The sequence below is a fragment of the Kitasatospora sp. NPDC059817 genome, from assembly GCF_042731835.1.
GTDB lineage: Bacteria > Actinomycetota > Actinomycetes > Streptomycetales > Streptomycetaceae > Kitasatospora.
On sequence record NZ_JBHWIR010000104.1, the window covers coordinates 4241 to 26515 of the forward strand.

The 22275-nt window shown below is 71.0% G+C and carries 18 protein-coding genes; all 18 read right to left on the reverse strand.

What is annotated here, in order from left to right; all coding sequences use genetic code 11:
• Positions 1-57 precede the first annotated feature (57 nt).
• Complete coding sequence (locus ACFV61_RS21905; protein WP_063348136.1) at positions 58-1113, reverse strand: 2-oxoacid:ferredoxin oxidoreductase subunit beta; 1056 nt, start codon at positions 1111-1113, stop codon at positions 58-60.
• A complete protein-coding gene (locus ACFV61_RS21910; RefSeq protein WP_380493456.1) occupies positions 1110-3107 on the reverse strand; it encodes a 2-oxoacid:acceptor oxidoreductase subunit alpha in 1998 nt (665 codons plus the stop codon). The genes ACFV61_RS21905 and ACFV61_RS21910 overlap by 4 nt, the downstream gene beginning before the upstream one ends.
• Before the next feature lie 259 nt (positions 3108-3366).
• Positions 3367-4029: a response regulator transcription factor gene (locus ACFV61_RS21915; RefSeq protein ID WP_063348138.1), complete on the reverse strand. Its 663-nt coding sequence runs from the start codon at positions 4027-4029 to the stop codon at positions 3367-3369.
• Between the two features lie 115 nt (positions 4030-4144).
• The gene (locus ACFV61_RS21920; protein ID WP_363585063.1) at positions 4145-5155 is read right to left on the reverse strand and encodes a polyprenyl synthetase family protein; all 1011 of its coding nucleotides are present in this window, start codon (positions 5153-5155) and stop codon (positions 4145-4147) included.
• Between the two features lie 303 nt (positions 5156-5458).
• Entirely contained in the window at positions 5459-7081 is a 1623-nt protein-coding gene (gene nuoN / locus ACFV61_RS21925; protein ID WP_380373301.1) for an NADH-quinone oxidoreductase subunit NuoN, read from the reverse strand.
• Positions 7082-7092: 11 nt separating this feature from the next.
• Entirely contained in the window at positions 7093-8727 is a 1635-nt protein-coding gene (locus ACFV61_RS21930; protein ID WP_063348139.1) for an NADH-quinone oxidoreductase subunit M, read from the reverse strand.
• A gap of 34 nt (positions 8728-8761) precedes the next feature.
• Entirely contained in the window at positions 8762-10675 is a 1914-nt protein-coding gene (gene nuoL / locus ACFV61_RS21935; RefSeq protein ID WP_380493458.1) for an NADH-quinone oxidoreductase subunit L, read from the reverse strand.
• A 13-nt stretch (positions 10676-10688) separates the two neighbouring features.
• Positions 10689-10988, reverse strand: a complete 300-nt coding sequence (gene nuoK / locus ACFV61_RS21940; RefSeq protein WP_030060110.1) for an NADH-quinone oxidoreductase subunit NuoK — start codon at positions 10986-10988, stop codon at positions 10689-10691.
• Positions 10985-12001, reverse strand: coding sequence for an NADH-quinone oxidoreductase subunit J (locus ACFV61_RS21945; protein ID WP_380484304.1), 1017 nt, complete (start codon positions 11999-12001; stop codon positions 10985-10987). The genes nuoK and ACFV61_RS21945 overlap by 4 nt, the downstream gene beginning before the upstream one ends.
• Complete coding sequence (gene nuoI / locus ACFV61_RS21950) at positions 11998-12600, reverse strand: NADH-quinone oxidoreductase subunit NuoI (RefSeq protein ID WP_363371702.1); 603 nt, start codon at positions 12598-12600, stop codon at positions 11998-12000. Before nuoI ends, ACFV61_RS21945 begins: the two co-directional genes overlap by 4 nt.
• 6 nt (positions 12601-12606) lie before the next feature.
• A complete protein-coding gene (gene nuoH / locus ACFV61_RS21955) occupies positions 12607-13935 on the reverse strand; it encodes an NADH-quinone oxidoreductase subunit NuoH (protein ID WP_380493460.1) in 1329 nt (442 codons plus the stop codon).
• Positions 13932-16475 carry an NADH-quinone oxidoreductase subunit G gene (locus ACFV61_RS21960; RefSeq protein ID WP_380493462.1) on the reverse strand — a complete coding sequence of 848 codons (2544 nt, stop codon included), beginning with the start codon at positions 16473-16475 and terminating at the stop codon, positions 13932-13934. Before ACFV61_RS21960 ends, nuoH begins: the two co-directional genes overlap by 4 nt.
• Positions 16472-17833: an NADH-quinone oxidoreductase subunit NuoF gene (gene nuoF, locus ACFV61_RS21965; RefSeq protein WP_363371709.1), complete on the reverse strand. Its 1362-nt coding sequence runs from the start codon at positions 17831-17833 to the stop codon at positions 16472-16474. The genes ACFV61_RS21960 and nuoF overlap by 4 nt, the downstream gene beginning before the upstream one ends.
• Positions 17833-18633, reverse strand: coding sequence for an NADH-quinone oxidoreductase subunit NuoE (gene nuoE / locus ACFV61_RS21970; protein ID WP_380493464.1), 801 nt, complete (start codon positions 18631-18633; stop codon positions 17833-17835). Before nuoE ends, nuoF begins: the two co-directional genes overlap by 1 nt.
• Complete coding sequence (locus ACFV61_RS21975) at positions 18630-20006, reverse strand: NADH-quinone oxidoreductase subunit D (RefSeq protein ID WP_063348145.1); 1377 nt, start codon at positions 20004-20006, stop codon at positions 18630-18632. Before ACFV61_RS21975 ends, nuoE begins: the two co-directional genes overlap by 4 nt.
• The gene (locus tag ACFV61_RS21980) at positions 20006-20719 is read right to left on the reverse strand and encodes an NADH-quinone oxidoreductase subunit C (protein ID WP_063348146.1); all 714 of its coding nucleotides are present in this window, start codon (positions 20717-20719) and stop codon (positions 20006-20008) included. Before ACFV61_RS21980 ends, ACFV61_RS21975 begins: the two co-directional genes overlap by 1 nt.
• The gene (locus tag ACFV61_RS21985; protein ID WP_063348147.1) at positions 20716-21270 is read right to left on the reverse strand and encodes an NADH-quinone oxidoreductase subunit B family protein; all 555 of its coding nucleotides are present in this window, start codon (positions 21268-21270) and stop codon (positions 20716-20718) included. The genes ACFV61_RS21980 and ACFV61_RS21985 overlap by 4 nt, the downstream gene beginning before the upstream one ends.
• Positions 21271-21370: 100 nt before the next feature.
• Positions 21371-21730, reverse strand: a complete 360-nt coding sequence (locus tag ACFV61_RS21990; protein WP_030060100.1) for an NADH-quinone oxidoreductase subunit A — start codon at positions 21728-21730, stop codon at positions 21371-21373.
• Positions 21731-22275: the final 545 nt, after the last annotated feature.

The window sequence follows — 22275 nt, forward strand, 5'->3', positions numbered from 1 at the left end:
GCCGATGGCCGAGGGGGCGCCGCGGTGACCGGACCAGGCCGGACCGGACCGGACCGGTCAGTCCACCGTCCAGGTGTCGCCGCCCGCCAGCAGCGCGGCCAGGTCGCCCGGCCCGCGATCGGCCTGCGCGGCCGCCAACTGGCCCGCCATCAGCTCGTCGTAGACAGGCCGCCGCACATCGCGCAGGACACCGATCGGGGTGTGGTGCAGGGTGTCGGCGTCGGCGATCCGGGACAGCGCGAAGGCCGCCGTCGGGTTGGCCGCGTGCGCGTCGTGGACCAGCACCCGCGCCTCGTTGTCCGCCGTCACCGGGGCGGTGAACAGCTCGCCGTCCGGGCCGCGGAACACGCCGCCGGCCAGGTCCGCGCCGAAGCGGATCGGCTGCCCGTGCTCCAGCCGGATCAGCGCCTCGTCCCGGGTGCCGGGCTGCTTCAAGGCCTCGAACGCGCCGTCGTTGAAGATGTTGCAGTTCTGGTAGATCTCCACCAGCGCGGTGCCCTCGTGCGCGGCCGCCGCCCGCAGCACCGACTGCAGGTGCTGGCGGTCCGAGTCGATCGTCCGGGCGACGAAGGAGGCCTCGGCGCCGATCGCCAGCGAGAGCGGGTTGAACGGCGCGTCCAGCGAGCCCATCGGCGTCGACTTGGTGATCTTGCCCAGCTCGCTGGTCGGCGAGTACTGGCCCTTGGTCAGGCCGTAGATCCGGTTGTTGAACAGCAGGATCTTCAGATTGACGTTGCGCCGCAACGCGTGGATCAGGTGGTTGCCGCCGATGGACAGCGCGTCACCGTCCCCGGTCACCACCCACACGCTCAGGTCCTGCCGCGCGGACGCCAGCCCGGTCGCGATCGCCGGCGCGCGCCCGTGGATCGAGTGCACCCCGTAGGTGTTCATGTAGTACGGGAAGCGCGAGGAACAGCCGATCCCGGAGACGAACACGGTGTTCTCGCGCTTGATGCCGAGCTCCGGCATGAAGCCCTGCACCGCCGCCAGGACGGCGTAGTCCCCGCAGCCGGGGCACCAGCGCACCTCCTGGTCGGTCTTGAAGTCCCGTGCGCTCTGCGGCTCTTCGGCCTTGGGCACCAGGCGCAGGGAGGGGAAGCCGTTCTCGCTCATCGGTGGTCCTCCTCGTCCAGGGTGCCGATCGCCGCCGACAGCACGTCCGCCAACTGTGCCGCCTTGAACGGCAGTCCACGCACCTGGTTGTAGGACTCCGCGTCCACCAGGTACTTCGCCCGCAACAGCAGCGCGAGCTGGCCGAGGTTCATCTCCGGCACGACGACCTTCTCGTAACTCCTGAGCACCGCACCCAGGTTGGCCGGGAAGGGGTTCAGGTGGCGCAGGTGCGCCTGGGCGACCTCCCCGCCGTCCGCCCGCACCCGCCGCACGGCCGCGGTGATCGGCCCGTACGTCGAACCCCAGCCGAGCACCAGCACCCGCGCCTCGCCGCTCGGGTCGTCGACCTCCACGTCGGGGACGGCGATCCCGTCGATCTTCGCCTGCCGGGTGCGGACCATGAAGTCGTGGTTCGCCGGGTCGTAGGAGATGTTCCCCGTCCCGTCCTGCTTCTCGATCCCGCCGATCCGGTGCTCCAGCCCCGGCGTGCCGGGCAGCGCCCACGGCCTGGCCAGGGTCTTCGGATCCCGCAGGTAGGGCCAGAACGAGCCGTCCTCGCGGTTCGGACCGGTCGCGAAGTCCGGGCTGATCAGCGGGAGTTCGTCCACCTCCGGGATCCGCCACGGCTCCGAGCCGTTCGCCAGGTAGCCGTCCGAGAGCAGGAACACCGGCGTCCGGTACGTCACCGCGATCCGCGCCGCCTCCAGCGCCGCGTCGAAGCACTCGGCCGGCGTCGCCGGGGCGACGATCGGCACCGGCGCCTCGCCGTTGCGCCCGAACATCGCCTGCAGCAGGTCCGCCTGCTCCGTCTTGGTCGGCAGGCCGGTGGAGGGGCCGCCGCGCTGGATGTCCACGACCAGCAGCGGCAGTTCCAGCGACACCGCCAGGCCGATCGTCTCGCTCTTCAGCGCCACCCCGGGGCCCGAGGTCGTCGTCACGCCGAGCGCGCCGCCGAAGGACGCGCCGAGCGCGGCGCCGATCCCGGCGATCTCGTCCTCGGCCTGGAAGGTGCGGACCCCGAAGTTCTTGTGCCGGCTCAGCTCGTGCAGGATGTCCGAGGCCGGCGTGATCGGGTACGAGCCCAGGTACAGCGGCAGCCCGGAGCGCTGCGCGGCGGCGATCAGGCCGTAGGAGAGCGCCAGGTTCCCCGAGATGTTGCGGTAGCGCCCGGCCGGGAGCTTGGCCGGCGGCACCTCGTAGGAGACCGCGAAGGTCTCCGTGGTCTCGCCGAAGTTCCAACCCGCCTTGAACGCGCTGATGTTCGCCTCGGCGATCTGCGGCTTCTTCGCGAACTTGCTGCGCAGGAAGGTCTCCGTCCCGTGGGTGGGGCGGTGGTACATCCAGGACAGCATCCCCAGCGCGAACATGTTCTTGGCCCGCTCGGCGTCCTTGCGCGCCAGCCCGCTGTCCTTCAACGCCTCCAGGGTCAGCGTCGTCAGCGGCACCTTGTGCAGGTGGTAGCCCTCCAGCGAGCCGTCGGCCAGCGGATCCGCCGCGTAACCGACCTTCGCCAGCGCGCGCTTGGTGAACTCGTCCGTGTTGACGATGATCTGCGCGCCGCGCGGCAGGTCCTCCAGGTTCGCCTTCAGCGCCGCCGGGTTCATCGCCACCAGCACGTTCGGCGCGTCCCCCGGGGTGAGGATGTCGTGGTCCGCGAAGTGCAGTTGGAAGCTCGACACACCCGGCAGCGTCCCGGCGGGCGCCCGGATCTCGGCCGGGAAGTTCGGCAGCGTGGAGAGGTCGTTGCCGAACGACGCCGTCTCCGAGGTGAACCGGTCACCGGTGAGCTGCATGCCGTCACCCGAGTCGCCGGCGAAACGGATGATCACCCGGTCGAGTCGGCGAATCGGCTTGCTGTTCCTCGGCGGCGAACCTCCCGGGGCCGTTGGATCGGCGGGCACGGCCGCACCGGGGCGTCCGTCACCACTGCCGGAACGACCACCGTCGCCGTCCGAGCCGTCCACTGCCTCTGACTGATCGACCTGACTGGTCACTGCCGCGGACCTCCTCGAGGGCACACCACCGCGGGCGCGGCCCCGTGCCCCGTCCGCTTGGTGCACCTCCCGCATCCTATGCGCGGGCACTTGATCCCGGACGGAACTCCCACGTGCGGCGGGAAAACACCGGCCCGCGCCCGAACCGCACACGGGGTACAACGTCCGACCGCCGGAGATCATTCCGCGTCCGACGGCCGCTCCCCCGGCCCCTTCCCCTGCCCCGAACTGCCCCCGAGCTGCCCGGCCGCCCGGCCGGCTACGAGTTGAGGTAGGTGAGCACCGCCAGCACCCGGCGGTGGTCCTCCGGGCTCTGCGCCAGGCCCAGCTTCAGGAAGATGTTGCTGACGTGCTTCTCCACCGCGCCGTCCGAGACCACCAGCTGCTTGGCCACCGCGCTGTTGGTGCGGCCCTCCGCCATCAGCCCGAGCACCTCCCGCTCGCGCGGGGTGAGGTTGGCCAGCACATCGCCCTTGCGGCTGCGGCTGAGGAGTTGCTGCACCACCTCCGGGTCCAGCGCGGTGCCGCCGTCGGCGACCCGGACCACCGCGTCCGCGAACTCGCGCACCTCCGCGACCCGGTCCTTCAGCAGGTAGCCGACACCCCGGGTCGAACCCGCCAGCAGCTCGGAGGCGTACCGCTCCTCCACGAACTGCGACAGCACCAGCACGTTCAGCTCCGGGTAGCGGCCGCGCAGCTCGACGCAGGCGCGCAGGCCCTCGTCGGTGTGGCTCGGCGGCATCCGCACGTCGGAGACCACGACGTCCGGCAGCTGCCCGGCCGCGGCCAGGTCGTGGATGGTCTTCACCAGCGCGGCGCCGTCCCCGACACCCGCCACGACCTCCAGGCCCCGGTCGGTGAGCAGCCGGGTCAGGCCCTCCCGCAGCAGTACGGAGTCCTCGGCTATGACGACACGGCGCATGGTGACCTTCCCGGCAGGGCTGAGCTGACAGAGGCCAGTCTCCCCCATCCGGGCAAACACCCGACCCGCCGTCCGCGGATCCGCCGTCCGGGGGCCACCGCCCGCCGCGCCCCGGTCACATGGTCCGGATCGCCACCGCGTCGCAGAGCCCCTCCAGGGCCGCCTTCGCCGCGCAGTCCGGCAGCGGGGCGAGCAGCGCCCGGGCGTCCTCGGCCTGGCGCAGCGTCTCCCGGCGGGCGCGCTCCAGCGCGGGGTGGCGGCGCAGCAGCCGCAGCGCCTCGGCGTGCAGTTCGTCGTCGGCGAGGTCCAGGGTGAGCAGTTCGCGCAGCCGGGTGTCGGCCGGGTCGGCGGGGTCGGCCGGCATCTGCTCCAGCAGCAGGGTCGGCAGGGTCGGCACGCCCTCGCGCAGGTCGGTGCCGGGGGTCTTGCCGGACTCCTGGCCGTCGCTGGCGATGTCCAGCACGTCGTCGGCCAGCTGGAAGGCGATGCCGATCCGCTCGCCGAACTCGCTGAGGGTGTCCACCATCCACGGCTCGGCGCCGGCCATCAGCGCTCCTATCCGGCAGGAGACCGCGATCAGCGAACCGGTCTTGCCGGCCAGCACGTCGAGGTAGTGCAGCAGCGGGTCGCCGTCCGGGCCGGGGCCGCGGGTCTCCAGGATCTGGCCGGTGACCAGCCGCTCGAAGGCGTCGGCCTGCATCCGCACCGCCTCGGGGCCGAGGTCGGCGAGCACCTGGGAGGCGCGGGAGAACAGGAAGTCGCCGGTGAGGATGGCCACCGAGTTGTCCCAGCGGGAGTTGGCGCTGGGGGCGCCGCGGCGCACCGGGGCCTCGTCCATGACGTCGTCGTGGTACAGGGTCGCCAGGTGGGTGAGCTCGACGACGACGGCGGCCGGCACCACCCCGGGCGCCCCCGGGTCGCCGAACTGCGCCGCCAGCAGCAGCAGCAGCGGGCGGAAGCGCTTGCCGCCGGCCTCGATGAGGTGACTGGCGGTGATGGTGATGAACGGGACGTCGCTCTTGACGGCCTCGGCGAGAGCCGTCTCCACCGCGTCCAGTCCGGCCTGAACGTCCCGGGTCAGGTCGCGGTCCTGCACGCTGAGCCCGAAGGGTCCCACGACGGTCACGAAGACCACTCCTCTGTCCCTGGTCGATCTAGCGGCCTGGTCCCTGAGTGCCGCCGCTGGCCATACAGGCAGGGTATCCGGTCACGAGTGGATCACTGCACGGGCGTGCGGATCCTGTCATGATCGGGCCGGATGCCCTGGTCAGGGCGGCTGTGGGGGCAGTACTGCGGTGGGGGCGAATTCAGCTGGAAAACACGGGCCGGAGCCCCTGTGCCGGCGGGCCGGCGGCAAACGCGCGTCCGGACCGCGCGCCGAGGGCGCGGCCCGGACGGGCCCGGGGCGGCGGCGCCGCCCCGGCGACGGTCAGCGGACGAACAGCGCGGCCTTCGACGCCAGGTCCAGGAAGTACTGCGGCAGCAGGCCGAGACCCAGCGTGACCAGCACCCCCACCCCGATCGCGGTCGCCGTGAAGGCGCTCGGGATCGCCACCGTCGGGCCGCCCGGCTTCGGGTCGGAGAAGAACATCAGCACGATGACCCGGATGTAGAAGAACGCGGCCACCGCCGAGCTCAGCACACCCACGATCACCAGCGGCGTCGCCCCGCCGGCCGCCGCCGCCTGGAACACCGCGAACTTCCCGGTGAACCCGGAGGTCAGCGGGATCCCGGCGAAGGCCAGCAGGAACAGCGCGAACACCGCCGCCACCAGCGGCGAGCGCCGGCCCAGCCCGGCCCAGCTGGACAGGTGGGTCGCCTCGCCCTTGGAGTCGCGCACCAGGGTGACCACGGCGAACGCGCCGAGCGTCACGAAGGAGTACGACAGCAGGTAGAACAGCACCGAGGACAGGCCCTGCTTGTTGGTGGCGATCACGCCCGTGAGGATGAACCCGGCGTGCGCGATCGAGGAGTACGCCAACAGCCGCTTGACGTCCTGCTGGGTGACCGCCAGCACCGCGCCCACCACCATGGTGAGGATCGCCACCCCCCACAGCACCGGCCGCCAGTCCAGCCGCAGGCCCGGGAAGGCCACGTAGAACAGCCGCAGGAACGCCCCGAAGGCCGCGACCTTCGTCGCCGCCGCCATGAAACCGGTCACCGGGGTCGGCGCGCCCTGGTACACGTCCGGGGTCCAGGAGTGGAACGGCACCGCGCCGACCTTGAACAGCAGGCCGACCGCGAGCATCGCCAGGCCGATCAGCAGCAGCGCGTCACTCTGGGTGCTGCTCAGCTGCGCCGGGGTGGTCATCGCCTTGCCGGAAATCACGTCCGAGATGTCGCCGAGCTTCACGCTGCCCGCGTAGCCGTACAGCAGCGCGGTGCCGAACAGGAAGAACGCCGAGGCGAAGGCACCCAGCAGGAAGTACTTGACGGCCGCCTCCTGGGAGAGCAGCCGGCGGCGCCGGGCCAGCGCGCAGAGCAGGTACAGCGGGAGGGAGAAGACCTCCAGCGCCACGAACATCGTCAGCAGGTCGTTGGCCGCGGGGAACAGCAGCATCCCGCCGACCGCGAACATGGTGAGCGGGAAGACCTCGCTGGTGGCGAAGCCGGCCCGGACCGCGGCCCGCTCCTGCTCGCCGCCGGGGGTGGCGGCGGCCTGGGCCGCGAAGGCGTCGGCGGGCAGGCCGCCCGCCGTGGGCTCCAGCTTCCGTTCGGCGTAGGTGAGCACCGCGACGACGGCGACCAGCAGGATCACGCCTTGCAGGAACAGCGCCGGGCCGTCCAGCGCGACCGACTCCATGGCCAGCAGGTCGACCCGGGTGGAGCCGAAGCCCTGGGAGGCCAGCACCACCACGGCGACGAAGGAGCCGATCAGCCCGGCCAGGGCGAGCGACACCTGCGTCCAGTGCCGGTACCGGCGGGGCACGAAGGCCTCCACCAGGATGCCGGCCACGGCGGCGCCGAACACCACCAGCATCGGGGAGAGCTGGCCGTACTCCAGGTGCGGCGCCGGGATGCTGGCGGTGTTGCCGCCGGCGGCGGCGAGCATGCCGGTGGTGCTCACTTCTGCTCACCTCCTGAGGTGGCGGCGACCGGGTGGGCCGGCGCCGGGTCGGTCTCGTGGACCTGCGAGAGCGTCGCGTTCACCGAGGGGTTGACCAGGTCGGTGAGCGGCTTGGGGTAGACGCCGAGCAGGATGGTCAGCGCCACCAGCGGGGCGACCACGGCCAGTTCGCGGACCTTGAGGTCGGGCATCCCGCCGACGCCGGCCTTCACCGGGCCGGTCATGGTGCGCTGGTACAGCAGCAGGGCGTACAGCGCGGCCAGCACGATGCCGAAGGTCGCCACGATGCCGATCGCCGGATAGCGGGTGAACGTGCCCACCAGCACCAGGAACTCGCTGACGAACGGGGCCAGCCCGGGCAGCGACAGGGTCGCCAGACCGCCGACCAGGAACGTCCCGGCGAGCACCGGCGCGACCTTCTGCACCCCGCCGTAGTCGGCGATCAGCCGCGAACCGCGACGGGAGATCAGGAAGCCCGCCACCAGCATCCACGCGGCGGTGGAGATGCCGTGGTTGACCATGTAGAGGGTGGCGCCGCTCTGGCCCTGGCTGGTCAGCGCGAAGATGCCCATGATGATGAAGCCGAAGTGCGAGATCGACGCGTAGGCGACCAGCCGCTTGATGTCCTTCTGGCCGACCGCCAGCAGCGCGCCGTAGATGATCCCGATCACCGACAGGACCAGGATCGCCGGGGCGAAGGTCTTCGAGGCGTGCGGGAACAGCCCGAGGCAGAAACGCAGCATCGCGAAGGTGCCGACCTTGTCCACCACGGCGGTGATCAGCACGGCGGTGCCGGCGGTGGCCTCGCCCATCGCGTTCGGCAGCCAGGTGTGCAGCGGCCACAGCGGGGCCTTCACCGCGAAGGCGAAGAAGAAGCCCAGGAACAGCGCCTTCTCGGCGGTGCCGGACAGCTGCAGCTTGCCGTCGGCGATCGCCGAGGTGAGGGTCTGGAGGTCGAAGGTGCCGAAGCCCTGGTCCTGCGCGATCACGTACAGGCCGATCACGGCGGCCAGCATCACCAGGCCGCCGAGCAGGTTGTAGAGCAGGAACTTCACGGCCGCGTACGAGCGCTGGCGCGCCGCGTCGGGGCCGCCGGCCCGGTCGCCGAAGCCGCCGATCAGGAAGTACATCGGGATCAGCATGGCTTCGAAGAACACGTAGAAGAGGAAGACGTCGGTGGCGTAGAAGGAGACGACCACCATCGCCTCCACCGCCAGGATCAGGGCGAAGAAGCCCTGGGTGCGGCGCCTGCCCTCAAAAGTGTCGGGGGCGAAGGTGCCGTCGGGGCCGGCCGGCCCCGGGTCGGCGTCGTGCCAGGAGGCCAGCATCACCACCGGCACCAGGACGGCGGTGAGCAGGGCGAGGACGGCGCCGATGCCGTCCACGCCGAGCGAGAAGGTGATGCCGAAGGAGCGGATCCAGCTGTACGACTCGGTCAGCTGGTAGCGGTCGCCGTGCGGGTCGAAGCGGGTCGCCACCACGGCCGCCAGCACCAGGGTGACGACCGAGACGCCCAGGGCGACGGCCTTGGTGGTCGAGCGGCGGCGCTCGGTCGACCCGGCGGGCAGCGCGGCGGTCAGCACCGCGCCGGCCGCCGGGACGGCACAGGTGGCGGTCAACAACGCGCTCATGGCCGCACCCCCCACGTGGAATCTGCGCGAGTCATCAGACGGACCTCATCAGGAGAGTCGTGGCGACCAGCACCAGCGTGCCGCCGAACATGGAGAGCGCGTACGAGCGGACGAAGCCGTTCTGGATCCGCCGCAGCCGACTGGACACCCCGCCGATGGTGGCGGCCAGGCCGTTGACGAAGCCGTCCAGGCCACGGCTGTCGAAGTAGACCAGCGTCGCGGTGAGCGCCGAGCCCGGGCGGACCAGGACGGCGTGGTTGAAGTCGTCCTGGAGCAGGTCGCGGCGGGCGGCCCGGGTGAGCGGGGAGCCGACCGGCGCCACCACGGGGACGGCGGAGCGCCCGTACATCAGGTACGAGACGAGGACGCCGGCCAGCATGCAGGCCGTGGTGAGCACGGTGACCACCAGCGGGGCGAGCGGCGAGTTGCCCTCGGAGTGCCCGGTGACGGGCTCCAGCCAGGTCAGGAACGAGTCGTTGAAGGCGAACAGCCCGCCCGCGAAGACCGAGCCGAAGGCCAGCAGGACCATCGGGATGGTCATGGTCTTCGGCGACTCGTGCGGGTGCGGGGCGTTGCCGTCGGCGTCCGGCTGCCAGCGCTTCTCGCCGAAGAAGGTCAGCAGCATCACCCGGGTCATGTAGAACGCGGTGACGGCGGCGCCGGTCAGCGCGCACAGGCCGAGGATCCAGCCCTCGGTGCCGCCCTTGGCGAAGGCCGCCTCGATGATCTTGTCCTTGGAGAAGAAGCCGGACAGACCGGGGAAGCCGATGATCGCCAGGTAGCCGAGGCCGAAGGTGACGAAGGTGACCGGCATGAACTTGCGCAGGCCGCCGTAGTGACGCATGTTCACCTCGTCGTTCATGCCGTGCATGACCGACCCGGCGCCGAGGAACAGCCCGGCCTTGAAGAAGCCGTGCGTCACCAGGTGCATGATCGCGAAGGCGTAGCCGATCGGGCCGAGCCCGGCCGCCAGCACCATGTAGCCGATCTGCGACATCGTCGACCCGGCCAGCGCCTTCTTGATGTCGTCCTTCGCGCAACCGACGATCGCACCGAACAGCAGCGTGACCGCGCCGACCACCACCACGGCGGTCTGCGCGTCCGGCGCCAGGTCGAAGATCGCCGACGAGCGGGTGATCAGGTAGACGCCGGCGGTCACCATGGTGGCCGCGTGGATCAGCGCCGACACCGGGGTCGGGCCCTCCATCGCGTCGCCCAGCCAGGACTGCAGCGGCACCTGCGCCGACTTGCCGCAGGCCGCCAGCAGCAGCATCAGGCCGATCGCCGTCAGCTTGCCCTCGCTCGCCTGCGCCGCCCCACCGGCCCCTCCTTCTGAACCGAGGATCGGCTCGAAGGCGAAGGAGCCGAACTCGGTGAACATCAGCATGATCGCGATCGACAGGCCCAGGTCACCGACCCGGTTGACGATGAACGCCTTCTTCGCCGCCGTCGCCGCGCTCGGCTTGTGCTGCCAGAAACCGATCAGCAGGTACGAGGCGAGGCCCACGCCCTCCCAACCGAAGTACAGCAGCAGGTAGTTGTCGGCGACCACCAGCAGCAGCATGGCGGCCAGGAACAGGTTCAGGTACGCGAAGAAGCGGCGCCGGCGCTCGTCGTGCGCCATGTAGCCCACCGAGTACAGGTGGATCAGCGTGCCGACGCCGGTGATCAGCAGGACGAAGGTCATCGACAACTGGTCGAGCCGGAACGACATATCGGCCTGGAACCCGTTCACCGGGATCCAGCTGAACAGGTGTTGGGTGACGGCCCGGTGCTCGGCCTCGCGGCCCAGCATGTCCCAGAACAGCGCCAGGCCGAAACCGAACGAGAGCGCCGCGAGGGCGGTGGCCAGCCAGTGGCCGAAGCGGTCCAGCGCGCGGCCGCCGAGCAGGAGCAGGGCGGCGCCGGCCAGCGGGGCCGCCACCAGCAGCGGAATGAGAGAGTTCACCGAGGCCCTCCGCCTACAGCTTCATCAGATTGCTGTCGTCGACCGAAGCGGAGTGCCTGGTCCGGAAGATGGAGACGATGATGGCGAGGCCGACCACGACCTCGGCCGCCGCGACCACCATCGTGAAGAACGCGATGATCTGGCCGTCCAGGGTGCCGTGCAGCCGGGAGAAGGTCACCAGGGCGAGGTTCGAGGCGTTCAGCATCAGCTCCACGCACATGAACAGCACGATCGCGTTGCGCCGGATCAGCACTCCGGCCGCGCCGATGGTGAACAACAGGGCCGCGAGGTACAGGTAGTTGACCGGGTTCACTCCGCTCCCCCCTCGTCGGCGCGGCCGTTCAGGCCGTCCTTGCCGTTAAGGCCGTCCTTGGCGTTCAGACCGCCGTTGGCATTCAGACCGCCGTTGCCGTTCAGACCGTTCGGACCGCCGTTGCCGTCCTTGCCGTTCACCGACGCCGGCACCGACGCCGGCACCGGCTCCAGGGACTTGCGCGGTCCGGCGACCGCCGGCCGCTCGGACGACGGCCGGCCCAGCCAGTCCGCCGTGGTGTTCTCCAGCTCGGCCATCCGCCGCAGCATCTCCTGACTGACGTCCCGGACCTGGCCGCGCTCGCGCAGCGTCGCCATCACCGAGTCCTCGGCGATCGTGCCGTCCGGCAGCAGCGCCGGAACGTCCACCGCGTTGTGCCGCGCGTACACGCCCGGCGCCGGCAGCGGCGGCAGCTGGAGGTTGTCCACGACCCGCTGGGCGGCCAGCTCGCGCTGCGTCTTCGGCGCCTTCACGTGCTCGCGGTGGGTCAGCACCATCGCACCGATCGCCGCGGTGATCAGCAGCGCGCCGGTGACCTCGAACGCCCACACGTACCGGGTGAAGATCAGCCGGGCCAGGCCCGGTACATTGCCCTCGGCGTTCGCCTCGGACAGGCCGGTGAAGTGGTCCAGCCGCGCGTTGGCGATCCCGGCGATCAGCAGCACGCCGAAGCCCAGCCCGCACAGCACCGCGGCGACCCGCTGGCCCTTCAGCTGCTCCTTCAGGGAGTCCTCGCTGGTGACGCCGACCAGCATCACCACGAACAGGAACAGCATCATGATCGCGCCGGTGTACACGACGATCTGCACCACGCCCAGGAACACCGCGCCCTGCGCCATGTAACAGACCGCCAGCGCCATCATCGTGGCCGCCAGGCACAGCGCGCTGTGCACGGCCTTGCGCATCAGCACCATGCCGAGCGCGCCGCCGACCGCGAGCACCGCGAGCACCCAGAACTGGACGGCCTCCCCGACGGAGGTCGTCCCGGTCGCGGCCAGGTTGAGGGAGGTCACTGCTGGACCTCCCGCTCCCGGTCGGTGCGCTCCTGCTGGACCGTCCCGGGCGCCGCCGCGGTGATCTCGCCCCGGTAGTACGCGCCCTCGTCGGCGCCCGGGAAGATCGAGTGCGGGGAGTCCACCATGCCCTCGGACAGGCCGACCAGCAGCTGCTCCTTGGTGAAGATCAGGTCCCGGCGCGAGGAGTCGGCCAGCTCGTACTCGTTGGTCATGGTGAGCGCGCGGGTCGGACAGGCCTCGATGCACAGCCCGCACAGGATGCAGCGGGCGTAGTTGATCTGGTAGACCGCGCCGTAGCGCTCGCCCGGCGAGTAGCGCTCCTCCTCCCGGTTGTCCGCGCCCTCCACGTAGATGGCGTCGGCCGGACAGGCCCACGCGCACAGCTCGCAGCCGATGCACTTCTCCAGGCCGTCCGGGTGCCGGTTCAGCTGGTGGCGGCCGTGGAAGCGCGGAGCGGTGGGCTTCTTCTGCTCCGGGTACTGCTCGGTGAGCCGCTTCTTGAACATGGCCTTGAAGGTCACGCCGAAGCCGGCGGCCGGGCCGAGGATCGACGGCTTGTCGGGCCGTTCGGCCCGTTCCGTCTGGTCGGACGACATCTCGGTTCAGCTCCCTTCGGTATGGTCGGCCCCGTTGAGGGCTTCCTGGAGTTGCTTCGGGGCCCGGCTGCGCCGGCGCGGCACCGGCGGGAGCTCCTGCCCGGGCAGCGGGGGCACCGGGTAGCCGCCCGCCATCGGGTCGAACTCCCCCTTCGGCAGGGCTGGTTCGGGCTCGGGTTCCTTCTTCAGGAAGTCCCGCAGCAGGGCGAGCAGCAGGATCGCCCCGACCGGCGCGCCGACGTACAGCACCACCTCGCCGAAGCCGTAGCCCTCGTTGCGCAGCGCCCGCACGCTCGCGATCAGCACCAGCCACACCAGCGAGACCGGAATCAGCACCTTCCAGCCCAGCTTCATGAACTGGTCGTAGCGGAACCGGGGCAGCGTGCCGCGCAGCCAGATGAAGAAGAACAGCAGCAGCTGGATCTTCAGCGTGATCCACAGCATCGGCCACCAGCCGTGGTTGGCGCCCTCCCAGAAGGTCGACACCGGCCACGGGGCCCGCCAGCCGCCCAGGAACAGGGTGGAGGCCACCGCCGAGACGGTCACCATGTTGACGTACTCGGCCAGCATGAACATCGCGAACTTCAGCGATGAGTACTCGGTGTTGAAACCGCCGACCAGCTCGCCCTCGGCCTCCGGGAGGTCGAACGGCGCCCGGTTGGTCTCACCCACCATCGCGATGATGTACACGATGAACGACACCGGCAGCAGCGCCGCGAACCAGGTCGGCTGCTGGTGCGCCACGATCTCCGAGGTCGACATCGACCCCGAGTAGATGAACACCGCCGCGAAGGACAGGCCCATCGCGATCTCGTAGCTGACCATCTGCGCGGCCGAGCGCAGCCCGCCCAGCAGCGGGTACGTCGAACCGGACGACCAGCCGGCCAGCACGATGCCGTAGATGCCGATCGAGGCTGTCGCCAGGATGTACAGCAGCGCCACCGGGAAGTCGGTCAGCTGCATCGCCGTCCGGGTGCCGAAGATCGACACCTCGTTGCCGGCCGGCCCGAACGGGATCACCGCGAAGGCCATGAACGCCGGGACGGCGCAGACGATCGGGGCCAGGATGTAGACCACCTTGTCCGCGCCCTTGACCACCAGGTCTTCCTTGAGCGCGAGCTTCACGCCGTCCGCCAGGGACTGCAGCATCCCCCACGGCCCGTGCCGGTTCGGCCCGATGCGCAGCTGCATCCAGGCCACCACCTTGCGCTCCCAGACGATCGCGATCAGCACCGTCAGGACCAGGAAGCCGAAGCAGAACACCGCCTTCAGCAGCACCATCCACCACGGGTCCTGCCCGAAGAAGTGGAGCGTCTCGTACGGCTGCGGAGTCATCGCTCCTCCCCTTCACTGCCCGCGTCGCCCGCCGCGGCCTCGGCCCGGACGGCCGGCTCGGGGGCGGCCACGGCGATCGTGACCAGATGGCCGACGGTGGTGCCGAGCGCGCGGTGGGCGCCGCCCGGCGTGGAGTTGAGCGGGATCCAGACCGTGCGGTCCGGGATCGAGTCGGTGACCTCCAGCGGCAGAGTCAGCGAGCCGGCCGGGCCGGTCAGCCGCAGCGCCCCACCCTCCCCGCCCGCCTCGGCGCCGGTGTCCTTCGCGCCGATCTCCTTCGCGGTGGCCGGCGAGACCCGGGCCACCGCCCGGTGCCGGGTGCCCGCCAGGTGCGGATCGCCCTGCTGCAACGTGCCGTTGTCCAGCAGCTGGCGCCAACCCGCCAGCACCGCCTGGCCGGTGGCCGGGCGGGGCAGCACGCCGGGGTGCGCGGCCGGGTCCGCGGACCGGTCACCCGCCCACGGGGTGAAGTGGTCCAGCTCCAACCGGGCCGCCCGGACGTCCGGCAGACCCAACCGGTGGCCCAGCGCCTCCGCCAGCATGGTCAGCACCCGCAGGTCCGGGTACAGATGGCGGCCCATCTGCTGATCGGGCTTGAGCGCCGCCTCGAACATCCGCAGCCGGCCCTCCCAGTCCAGGAAAGCACCGGCCTTCTCCGCCACCGCCGCCACCGGCAGCACCACGTCCGCGTGCGCCGTCACCGCGGAGGGCCGCAGCTCCAGCGACACCACGAACGGCACCGCCGCCAGCGCCGCGTCGGCCAGCGCCGGATCCGGCAGGTCGTCCGGGTCGACGCCGCCGACCAGCAGCGCGTCCAGCTCACCGTGCGCCGCGGCCGTCAGGATCTGGCCGGTGTCCCGGCCCGGCCCGGACGGCAGCTCCGCCACCCCCCACACCCCGGCGGCCTCCGCCCGGGCGGCCGGAGCCGCCACCGGACGGCCGCCGGGCAGCAGCCCCGGCAGCAGGCCCGCCTCGACCGCACCGCGCTCACCCGCCCGGCGAGGCACCCACGCCAGCCGGGCGCCGGTCGCGTGCGCCAGCCGCAGCACCGCCGTCAGCGCGCCCGGGGCGGCGGCCAGCCGCTCGCCCACCAGGATCACCGCGCCCGGGCCGCGCAGCAGCTCGGCGGCCCGCCCGGCCTCGTCGTTCAGCGGCTCGTCGGCGGCCAGCGCGGCGAACCACTCCGCCTCCGTGCCCGGGGCGGCCGGCAGCAGCGCGCCGCGCAGCTTGGCCAGGCCCCGGGAGGCGAACGCCGCCACCGAGTACACCTTCAGGCCCCGGTCGCGGCTCGCCTTGCGCAGCCGCAGGAAGACGATCGGCGACTCCTCCTCCGGCTCGAAGCCCGCCAGCAGCACCGCCGGAGCCTGCTCCAGCTGCTCGTAGGTGAGGCCCTCGCCGTCCACGTCCACCCCGCGCCCGGCGACGGCGGCGGCCAGGAAGTCCGCCTCCTCGCCGCTGTGCGGGCGGGCCCGGAAGTCCACGTCGTTGGTGCCGAGCACCACCCGCGCGAACTTCCCGTACGCGTAGGCGTCCTCGACGGTCACCCGGCCACCGGTCAGCACCCCGGCGCGGACGCCGCGCAGTCCCTCGGCGGCCCGGGCCAACGCCTCCGGCCAGGAGACGGGCACCAGCTCGCCGTCCACCCGCACCAGCGGGGTCGCGATCCGGTCCCGCTGCTGGGCGTACCGGAACGCGAACCGGCCCTTGTCGCAGTTCCACTCCTCGTTGACCGCCGGGTCCTCGCCCGCCAGCCGGCGCAGCACCTTGCCGCGCCGGTGGTCGGTGCGCTGGGCGCAGCCCGCGGAGCAGTGCTCGCACACGCTCGGCGAGGAGACCAGGTCGAACGGGCGGGAGCGGAAACGGTAGGCCGCCGACGTCAGGGCGCCCACCGGGCAGATCTGGATGGTGTTCCCGGAGAAGTACGAGTCGAGCGGCTCGTCGTCCCCGGTGCCGACCTGCTGGAGCGCGCCGCGTTCCAGCAGGTCGATGAACGGGTCCCCGGCGATCTGCTGCGAGAAGCGGGTGCAGCGCGCGCACAGCACGCAGCGCTCCCGGTCCAGCAGCACCTGGGTGCTGAGCGGGATCGGCTTCTCGTAGGTGCGCTTCATCCCCTCGAAGCGGGTGTCGGCGTCACCCGTGGACATCGCCTGGTTCTGCAGCGGGCACTCGCCGCCCTTGTCGCAGACCGGGCAGTCCAGCGGGTGGTTGATCAGCAGCAGCTCCATCACGCCGCGCTGCGCCTTCTCGGCCACCGGCGAACTCACCTGGGTGCGCACCACCATGCCCTCGGCGACCGGGATGGTGCAGGAGGCGACGGGCTTGCGCTGGCCCTCGATCTCGACGATGCACTGCCGGCAGGCGCCGGCCGGGTCGAGCAGCGGGTGGTCGCAGAAGCGCGGGATCTGGGTGCCGATCCGTTCAGCGGCCCGGATCACCAACGTCCCCTTGGGGACCTGCACTTCGACGCCGTCGATGGTGAGCGTGACCAGCTCGACCGCGGCCTTGTCGCCCGTGGAGGTGGATGGCTCTGTGATCGTCACGCGTGCACCTCCCTTTCGGTGGCGGACTGGTGGCCGGGGCGGGGACCGTCGGCCCAGACGGTGGAGGCGGCCGGGTCGAACGGGCAGCGGCGCTCGGCCAGGTGCTGCTCGTACTCGGCCCGGAAGTGCTGGAGGGAGGAGACGATCGGGCTCGCGGCGCCGTCGCCCAGTGCGCAGAAGGACTTGCCGTTGATGTTGTCGGCGATGTCGAGGAGCTTCTCCAGGTCCCCCTCGACGCCCGCGCCCGCCTCGATCCGCTTGAGCAACTGGACCAGCCAGTAGGTGCCCTCGCGGCAGGGGGTGCACTTGCCGCAGGACTCGTGGGCGTAGAACTCGGTCCAGCGGGTGACCGCCCGCACCACGCAGGTGGTCTCGTCGAAGACCTGCAGCGCCTTGGTGCCGAGCATCGAGCCGGCCGCGCCGACACCCTCGTAGTCCAGCGGGACGTCCAGGTGCTCGTCGGTGAACATCGGGGTGGACGAGCCACCCGGGGTCCAGAACTTGAGCCGGTGCCCGGGGCGGACGCCGCCGCTCATGTCCAGCAGCTGGCGCAGCGTGATGCCCAGCGGCGCCTCGTACTGGCCGGGGTTGGTGACGTGGCCGGAGAGCGAGTACAGCGTGAAGCCGGGGGACTTCTCGGTGCCCAGGCCCTTGAACCACTCCTTGCCGCGGGCCAGGATCGGCGGCACCGAGGCGATCGACTCGACGTTGTTGACCACCGTCGGGCAGGCGTACAGGCCGGCGATCGCCGGGAACGGCGGCCGCAGCCGGGGCTGGCCGCGGCGGCCCTCCAGCGAGTCCAGCAGCGCCGTCTCCTCGCCGCAGATGTAGGCGCCGGCGCCGGCGTGCACGGTGATGTCGAGGTCGACGCCCGAGCCGAGGATGTCCCGGCCGAGCAGCCCGGCCTGGTACGCCTCGGCGACGGCCGCGTGCAGGCGGCGCAGCACCGGGACGACCTCGCCGCGCAGGTAGATGAACGCGTGGTCGCAGCGGATCGCGTAGGAGGCGATGATCATGCCCTCGATCAGCGCGTGCGGGTTGGCGAACAGCAGCGGGATGTCCTTGCAGGTGCCCGGCTCGGACTCGTCCGCGTTGACCACCAGGTAGTGCGGCTTGCCGTCGTTCTGCGGGATGAACTGCCACTTCATCCCGGTGGGGAAGCCCGCGCCGCCGCGACCGCGCAGCCCGGAGTCCTTCACCAGGGCGATCACGTCGTCCGGCGGCATCGCCAGGGCCGCCTTGAGGCCGTCGTAGCCGTGGTGGCGGCGGTAGGTGGCCAGCGTCCAGGGCCGGTCGTCGTCCCAGGAGGCGGACAGGACGGGGGTGAGCAGCTTCTCGGCCGGCTCGGCGGCGGTCATCACGCTTCCGTCCCTTCGTGGCCGGTGCCCTCGTGGCCGGTGCTCTCGTAGCCGGTGCCCTCGTGGCCGATGCCCTCGTGGCGGGGTGCGACGACCTTGGTGCCGCCGGTGCCGGGCAGCGCCTCGCCCTTGGCCAGGCGCAGGCCCGCCAGCGAGGGCGCGCCACCCGCGCCGGACTCGTCGTTGGCACCGGGGCGCTCGTCGGGGAAGCCCGCCAGGATCCGGGCGGACTCCTTGAAGGTGCACAGCCGGGCGCCGCGGGTCGGCCGGACCTCCCGGCCCGCGCGCAGGTCGTCGACCAGCCGCTTGGCGCTCTCCGGGGTCTGGTCGTCGAAGAACTCCCAGTTGACCATCACCACGGGCGCGTAGTCGCAGGCCGCGTTGCACTCGATGTGCTCGATCGAGATCTCGCCGTCCCCGGTGGTCTCGTTGTTGCGCACGCCGAGGTGCTGCTGGAGCTCGTCGAAGATCTGGTCGCCGCCGAGCACCGCGCACAGGGTGTTGGTGCAGACCCCGACGTGGTACTTCCCGGCCGGGCGCCGCCGGTACATGGTGTAGAAGGTGGCGACGGCGGTCACCTCGGCGGTGGTGAGGTCCAACTGCTCGGCGCAGAACCGGATGCCGGTCGGGCTGACGAAGCCCTCCTCGGCCTGCACCAGGTGCAGCAGCGGCAGCAGCGCCGACCGGGCCTGCGGGTAGCGGCCGATCAGCTCCGCGGCGTCGGCGGCCAGCCGGGCGTGCACCTCCTCGGGGTACGGTGTGGCCGGCAGCGCCGGCATCCCCAACTGAACGTCTGTCACCGGTCCACGCCTCCCATCACCGGGTCGATCCCGGCCACCGCGACGATCACGTCGGCGACCTGGCCGCCCTCGCACATCGCCGCCATCGACTGCAGATTGGTGAACGACGGATCCCGGAAATGGACCCGGTACGGGCGCGTCCCGCCGTCGCTGACCACGTGCACGCCCAGCTCGCCCTTGGGCGACTCGACCGCCGCGTACGCCTGGCCGACCGGGACCCGGAAGCCCTCGGTGACCAGCTTGAAGTGGTGGATCAGGGCCTCCATCGAGGTGCCCATGATCTTGCGGATGTGGTCGAGCGAGTTGCCCATCCCGTCCGGTCCGACGGCGAGTTGGGCGGGCCAGGCGATCTTCTTGTCGGCCACCATCACCGGGCCCGGCCGCAGCCGGTCCAGGCACTGCTCGACGATCCCCAGCGACTGCCGCATCTCCTCCAGGCGGATCAGGAAGCGGCCGTAGGAATCGGCGCTGTCCGCGATCGCGACCTCGAAGTCGTAGTCCTGGTAGCCGCAGTACGGGTCGGTCTTGCGCAGGTCGTGCGGCAGGCCGGTGGCGCGCAGGATCGGGCCGGTGGCGCCGAGGGCCAGGCAGCCGGGCAGGTCGAGGAAGCCGACGTCGACCAGGCGGGCCTTGAACACCGGGTTCCCGGTGGCGAGTTTGTCGTACTCGTGCATCCGGGAGCGCAGGGTCTTCACGCACTCGCGGATCTGGTCGACGGCGCCGGGCGGGAGGTCCTGGGCGAGGCCGCCGGGGCGCACGTACGCGTGGTTCATGCGCAGGCCGGTGACCAGCTCGAAGACGTCCAGGATCAGCTCGCGGTCGCGGAAGCCGTAGATCATCAGGGTGGTGGAGCCGATCTCCATGCCACCGGTGGCCAGGCAGACCAGGTGCGAGGCGATCCGGTTGAGCTCCATCATCAGCACCCGGATCACGGTGGCCCGGTCCGGGATGTCGTCGGTGATGCCGAGCAGCTTCTCGACGGCCAGGCAGTACGCGGTCTCGTTGAACAGCGGGGTCAGGTAGTCCATCCGGGTCACGAAGGTGGTGCCCTGGACCCAGTTGCGGAACTCCATGTTCTTCTCGATGCCGGTGTGGAGGTAGCCGATGCCGCAGCGGGCCTCCTTCACCGTCTCGCCGTCGATCTCCAGGATCAGCCGCAGCACGCCGTGGGTGGACGGGTGCTGGGGGCCCATGTTGACGATGATGCGCTCGTCGTCGGCCCGGCCGACCGCCTCGACCACCTCGCCCCAGTCGCCGCCGGTGACCGTGAAGACCCGGCCCTCGGTGGTCTCCCGGGCCTCTGCCTGCTCGGCTCCTTCGTGGGGACGAGTCCCTTCGTCGTGCCGAGCCTCTTCGTCGTGCCGAGTACTCATCAGCTGTACGACCTCCGCTGGTCGGGAGCCGGGATCTGGGCGCCCTTGTACTCGACGGGGATGCCGCCGAGCGGGTAGTCCTTGCGCTGCGGGTGGCCCAGCCAGTCGTCCGGCATCATGATCCGGGTGAGCGCCGGGTGGCCGTCGAAGACCAGGCCGAAGAAGTCGTAGGCCTCGCGCTCGTGCCAGTCGTTGGTCGGGTAGACGCTCACCACGGAGGGGATGCGCGGGTCGGCGTCCGGCGCGGTGACCTCCACCCGGATCAGCCGTCCGTGGGTGATCGACCGCAGGTGGTAGACCGCGTGCAGCTCGCGGCCCTTGTCGTCGGGGTAGTGCACGCCGCTCACGCCCAGGCACAGCTCGAAGCGCAGCGCCGGGTCGTCGCGCAGGGTGCGGGCGGTCCGGAGCAGGTGGGCGCGGTCGATGTGGAAGGTGAGCTCGCCGCGGTCGACGACGGTCTTCTCGATCACCTCGGCCGGGTCCAGGCCCTGCTCCTCCAGGGCGCCCTCCAGCTCGTCGGCGACCTCGTCGAACCAGCCGCCATACGGCCGTTCGCTCGGGCCGGGCAGCACGATCGGCGCGGCCAGGCCGCCGAAGCCGGAGGTGTCACCGCTGCCCAGGGCGCCGAACATGCCCTGCCGGCGGCCGACCACCTCGACCGGGATCTCGCGGACCGGGTGCTCGCGACGGGTCTCGGGTACCTGCTCGTTCATCGCAGCAGCCCCCGCATCTCACTGACCGGGGTGGCCTTGAGGGCGAGCGCCTCGCCGAGCTCCTCGGCCCGGATCCGGTTCGCGCCCAGCGGCTCGTGCTGGATCTTGTCGTGCAGCTTCAGGATGGCGTCCATCAGCATCTCCGGGCGGGGCGGGCAACCGGGCAGGTAGATGTCCACCGGGACGATGTGGTCGACGCCCTGCACGATCGCGTAGTTGTTGAACATCCCGCCCGAGGAGGCGCAGACGCCCATCGAGATGACCCACTTCGGGTTGGCCATCTGGTCGTACACCTGGCGCAGCACCGGGGCCATCTTCTGGCTCACCCGACCCGCCACGATCATCAGATCGGCCTGCCGGGGGGAGCCCCGGAACACCTCCATGCCGAACCGGGCCAGGTCGTAGCGGCCTGCGCCGGTGGTCATCATCTCGATCGCGCAGCAGGCCAGACCGAAGGTGGCCGGGAAGAGTGACGCCTTGCGCACCCAACCGGCGGCCGTCTCCACGGTCGTGAGCAGAAAGCCGCTCGGCAGCTTCTCCTCGATTCCCATCAGATCCCTCTCAATGCCCTCAAGAAGCCCTCAAGTCCTGTGGTACGTCGGCCCGTTCGGGCTTGTCCGCTCGTTCACAAAGGCGGCGGCCACCCCGCGCTCAGTCCCACTCCAGGCCGCCGCGGCGCCACACGTAGGCGTAGGCGACGAAGACCGTGGCGATGAACAGGAGCATCTCGACCAACCCGAAGATCCCCAGGGCGTCGAAGGTCACCGCCCAGGGATAGAGAAAGACGATCTCGATGTCGAAGACGATGAAGAGCATCGCCGTCAGGTAGTACTTGATCGGGAACCGACCGCCGCCCACGGGCTGCGGGGTCGGCTCGATGCCGCACTCGTACGCCTCCAACTTGGCCCGGTTGTAGCGCTTGGGGCCGGTGAGTGAGGCCATCACGACGGAGCCGACCGCGAACGCCGCCGCGATGGCACCGAGTACGAGGATCGGCGCGTAGGCATTCATAGCCCCCGCTCCCTCCGTCCAGTCGTCCTTGACTGCAGATCGGAACCGGCAGGTCACGCTGAGGTGAACCCGCGTTCCGGTTCCCGGGATCCACCTCATGTGAGGCAGTTCACAAAGCCTGGAACGAGCGCATCCTATGCCCGTCGGCTTGTGATCTGCGACACGCAGTTCAACGTCATCTTTGTGATCTACGCCACGATGAGAATCGTGCCGAATATGAACATGTCCAGAATTGTCAACACAAAGAAGTCAAATGGTCACAACCAGTCGCATTTACTTGTGAAGCGGCTGGTCAGAGCCGCGCTCCTATATCAACTATGCGTCGACGGGAGCAAATTTCGAGGCGCCATGTTGACGTGTTATAGCGGCTCACTCTGAGGGGTGGCGGGGGGCCGAACGCTCGCTTGACCCTTCGTTCACAAGCGCGCGAAACGGTCCTTGGGGCCCTCCCCCTCCCCCTCCCCCTCCCCCACCCCGCCCGCCGCCCGCCGCCCGCCGCCCGCCGCCCGCCGCCCGCCCGACCCTCTCCTGCGCTGGGCCATGCC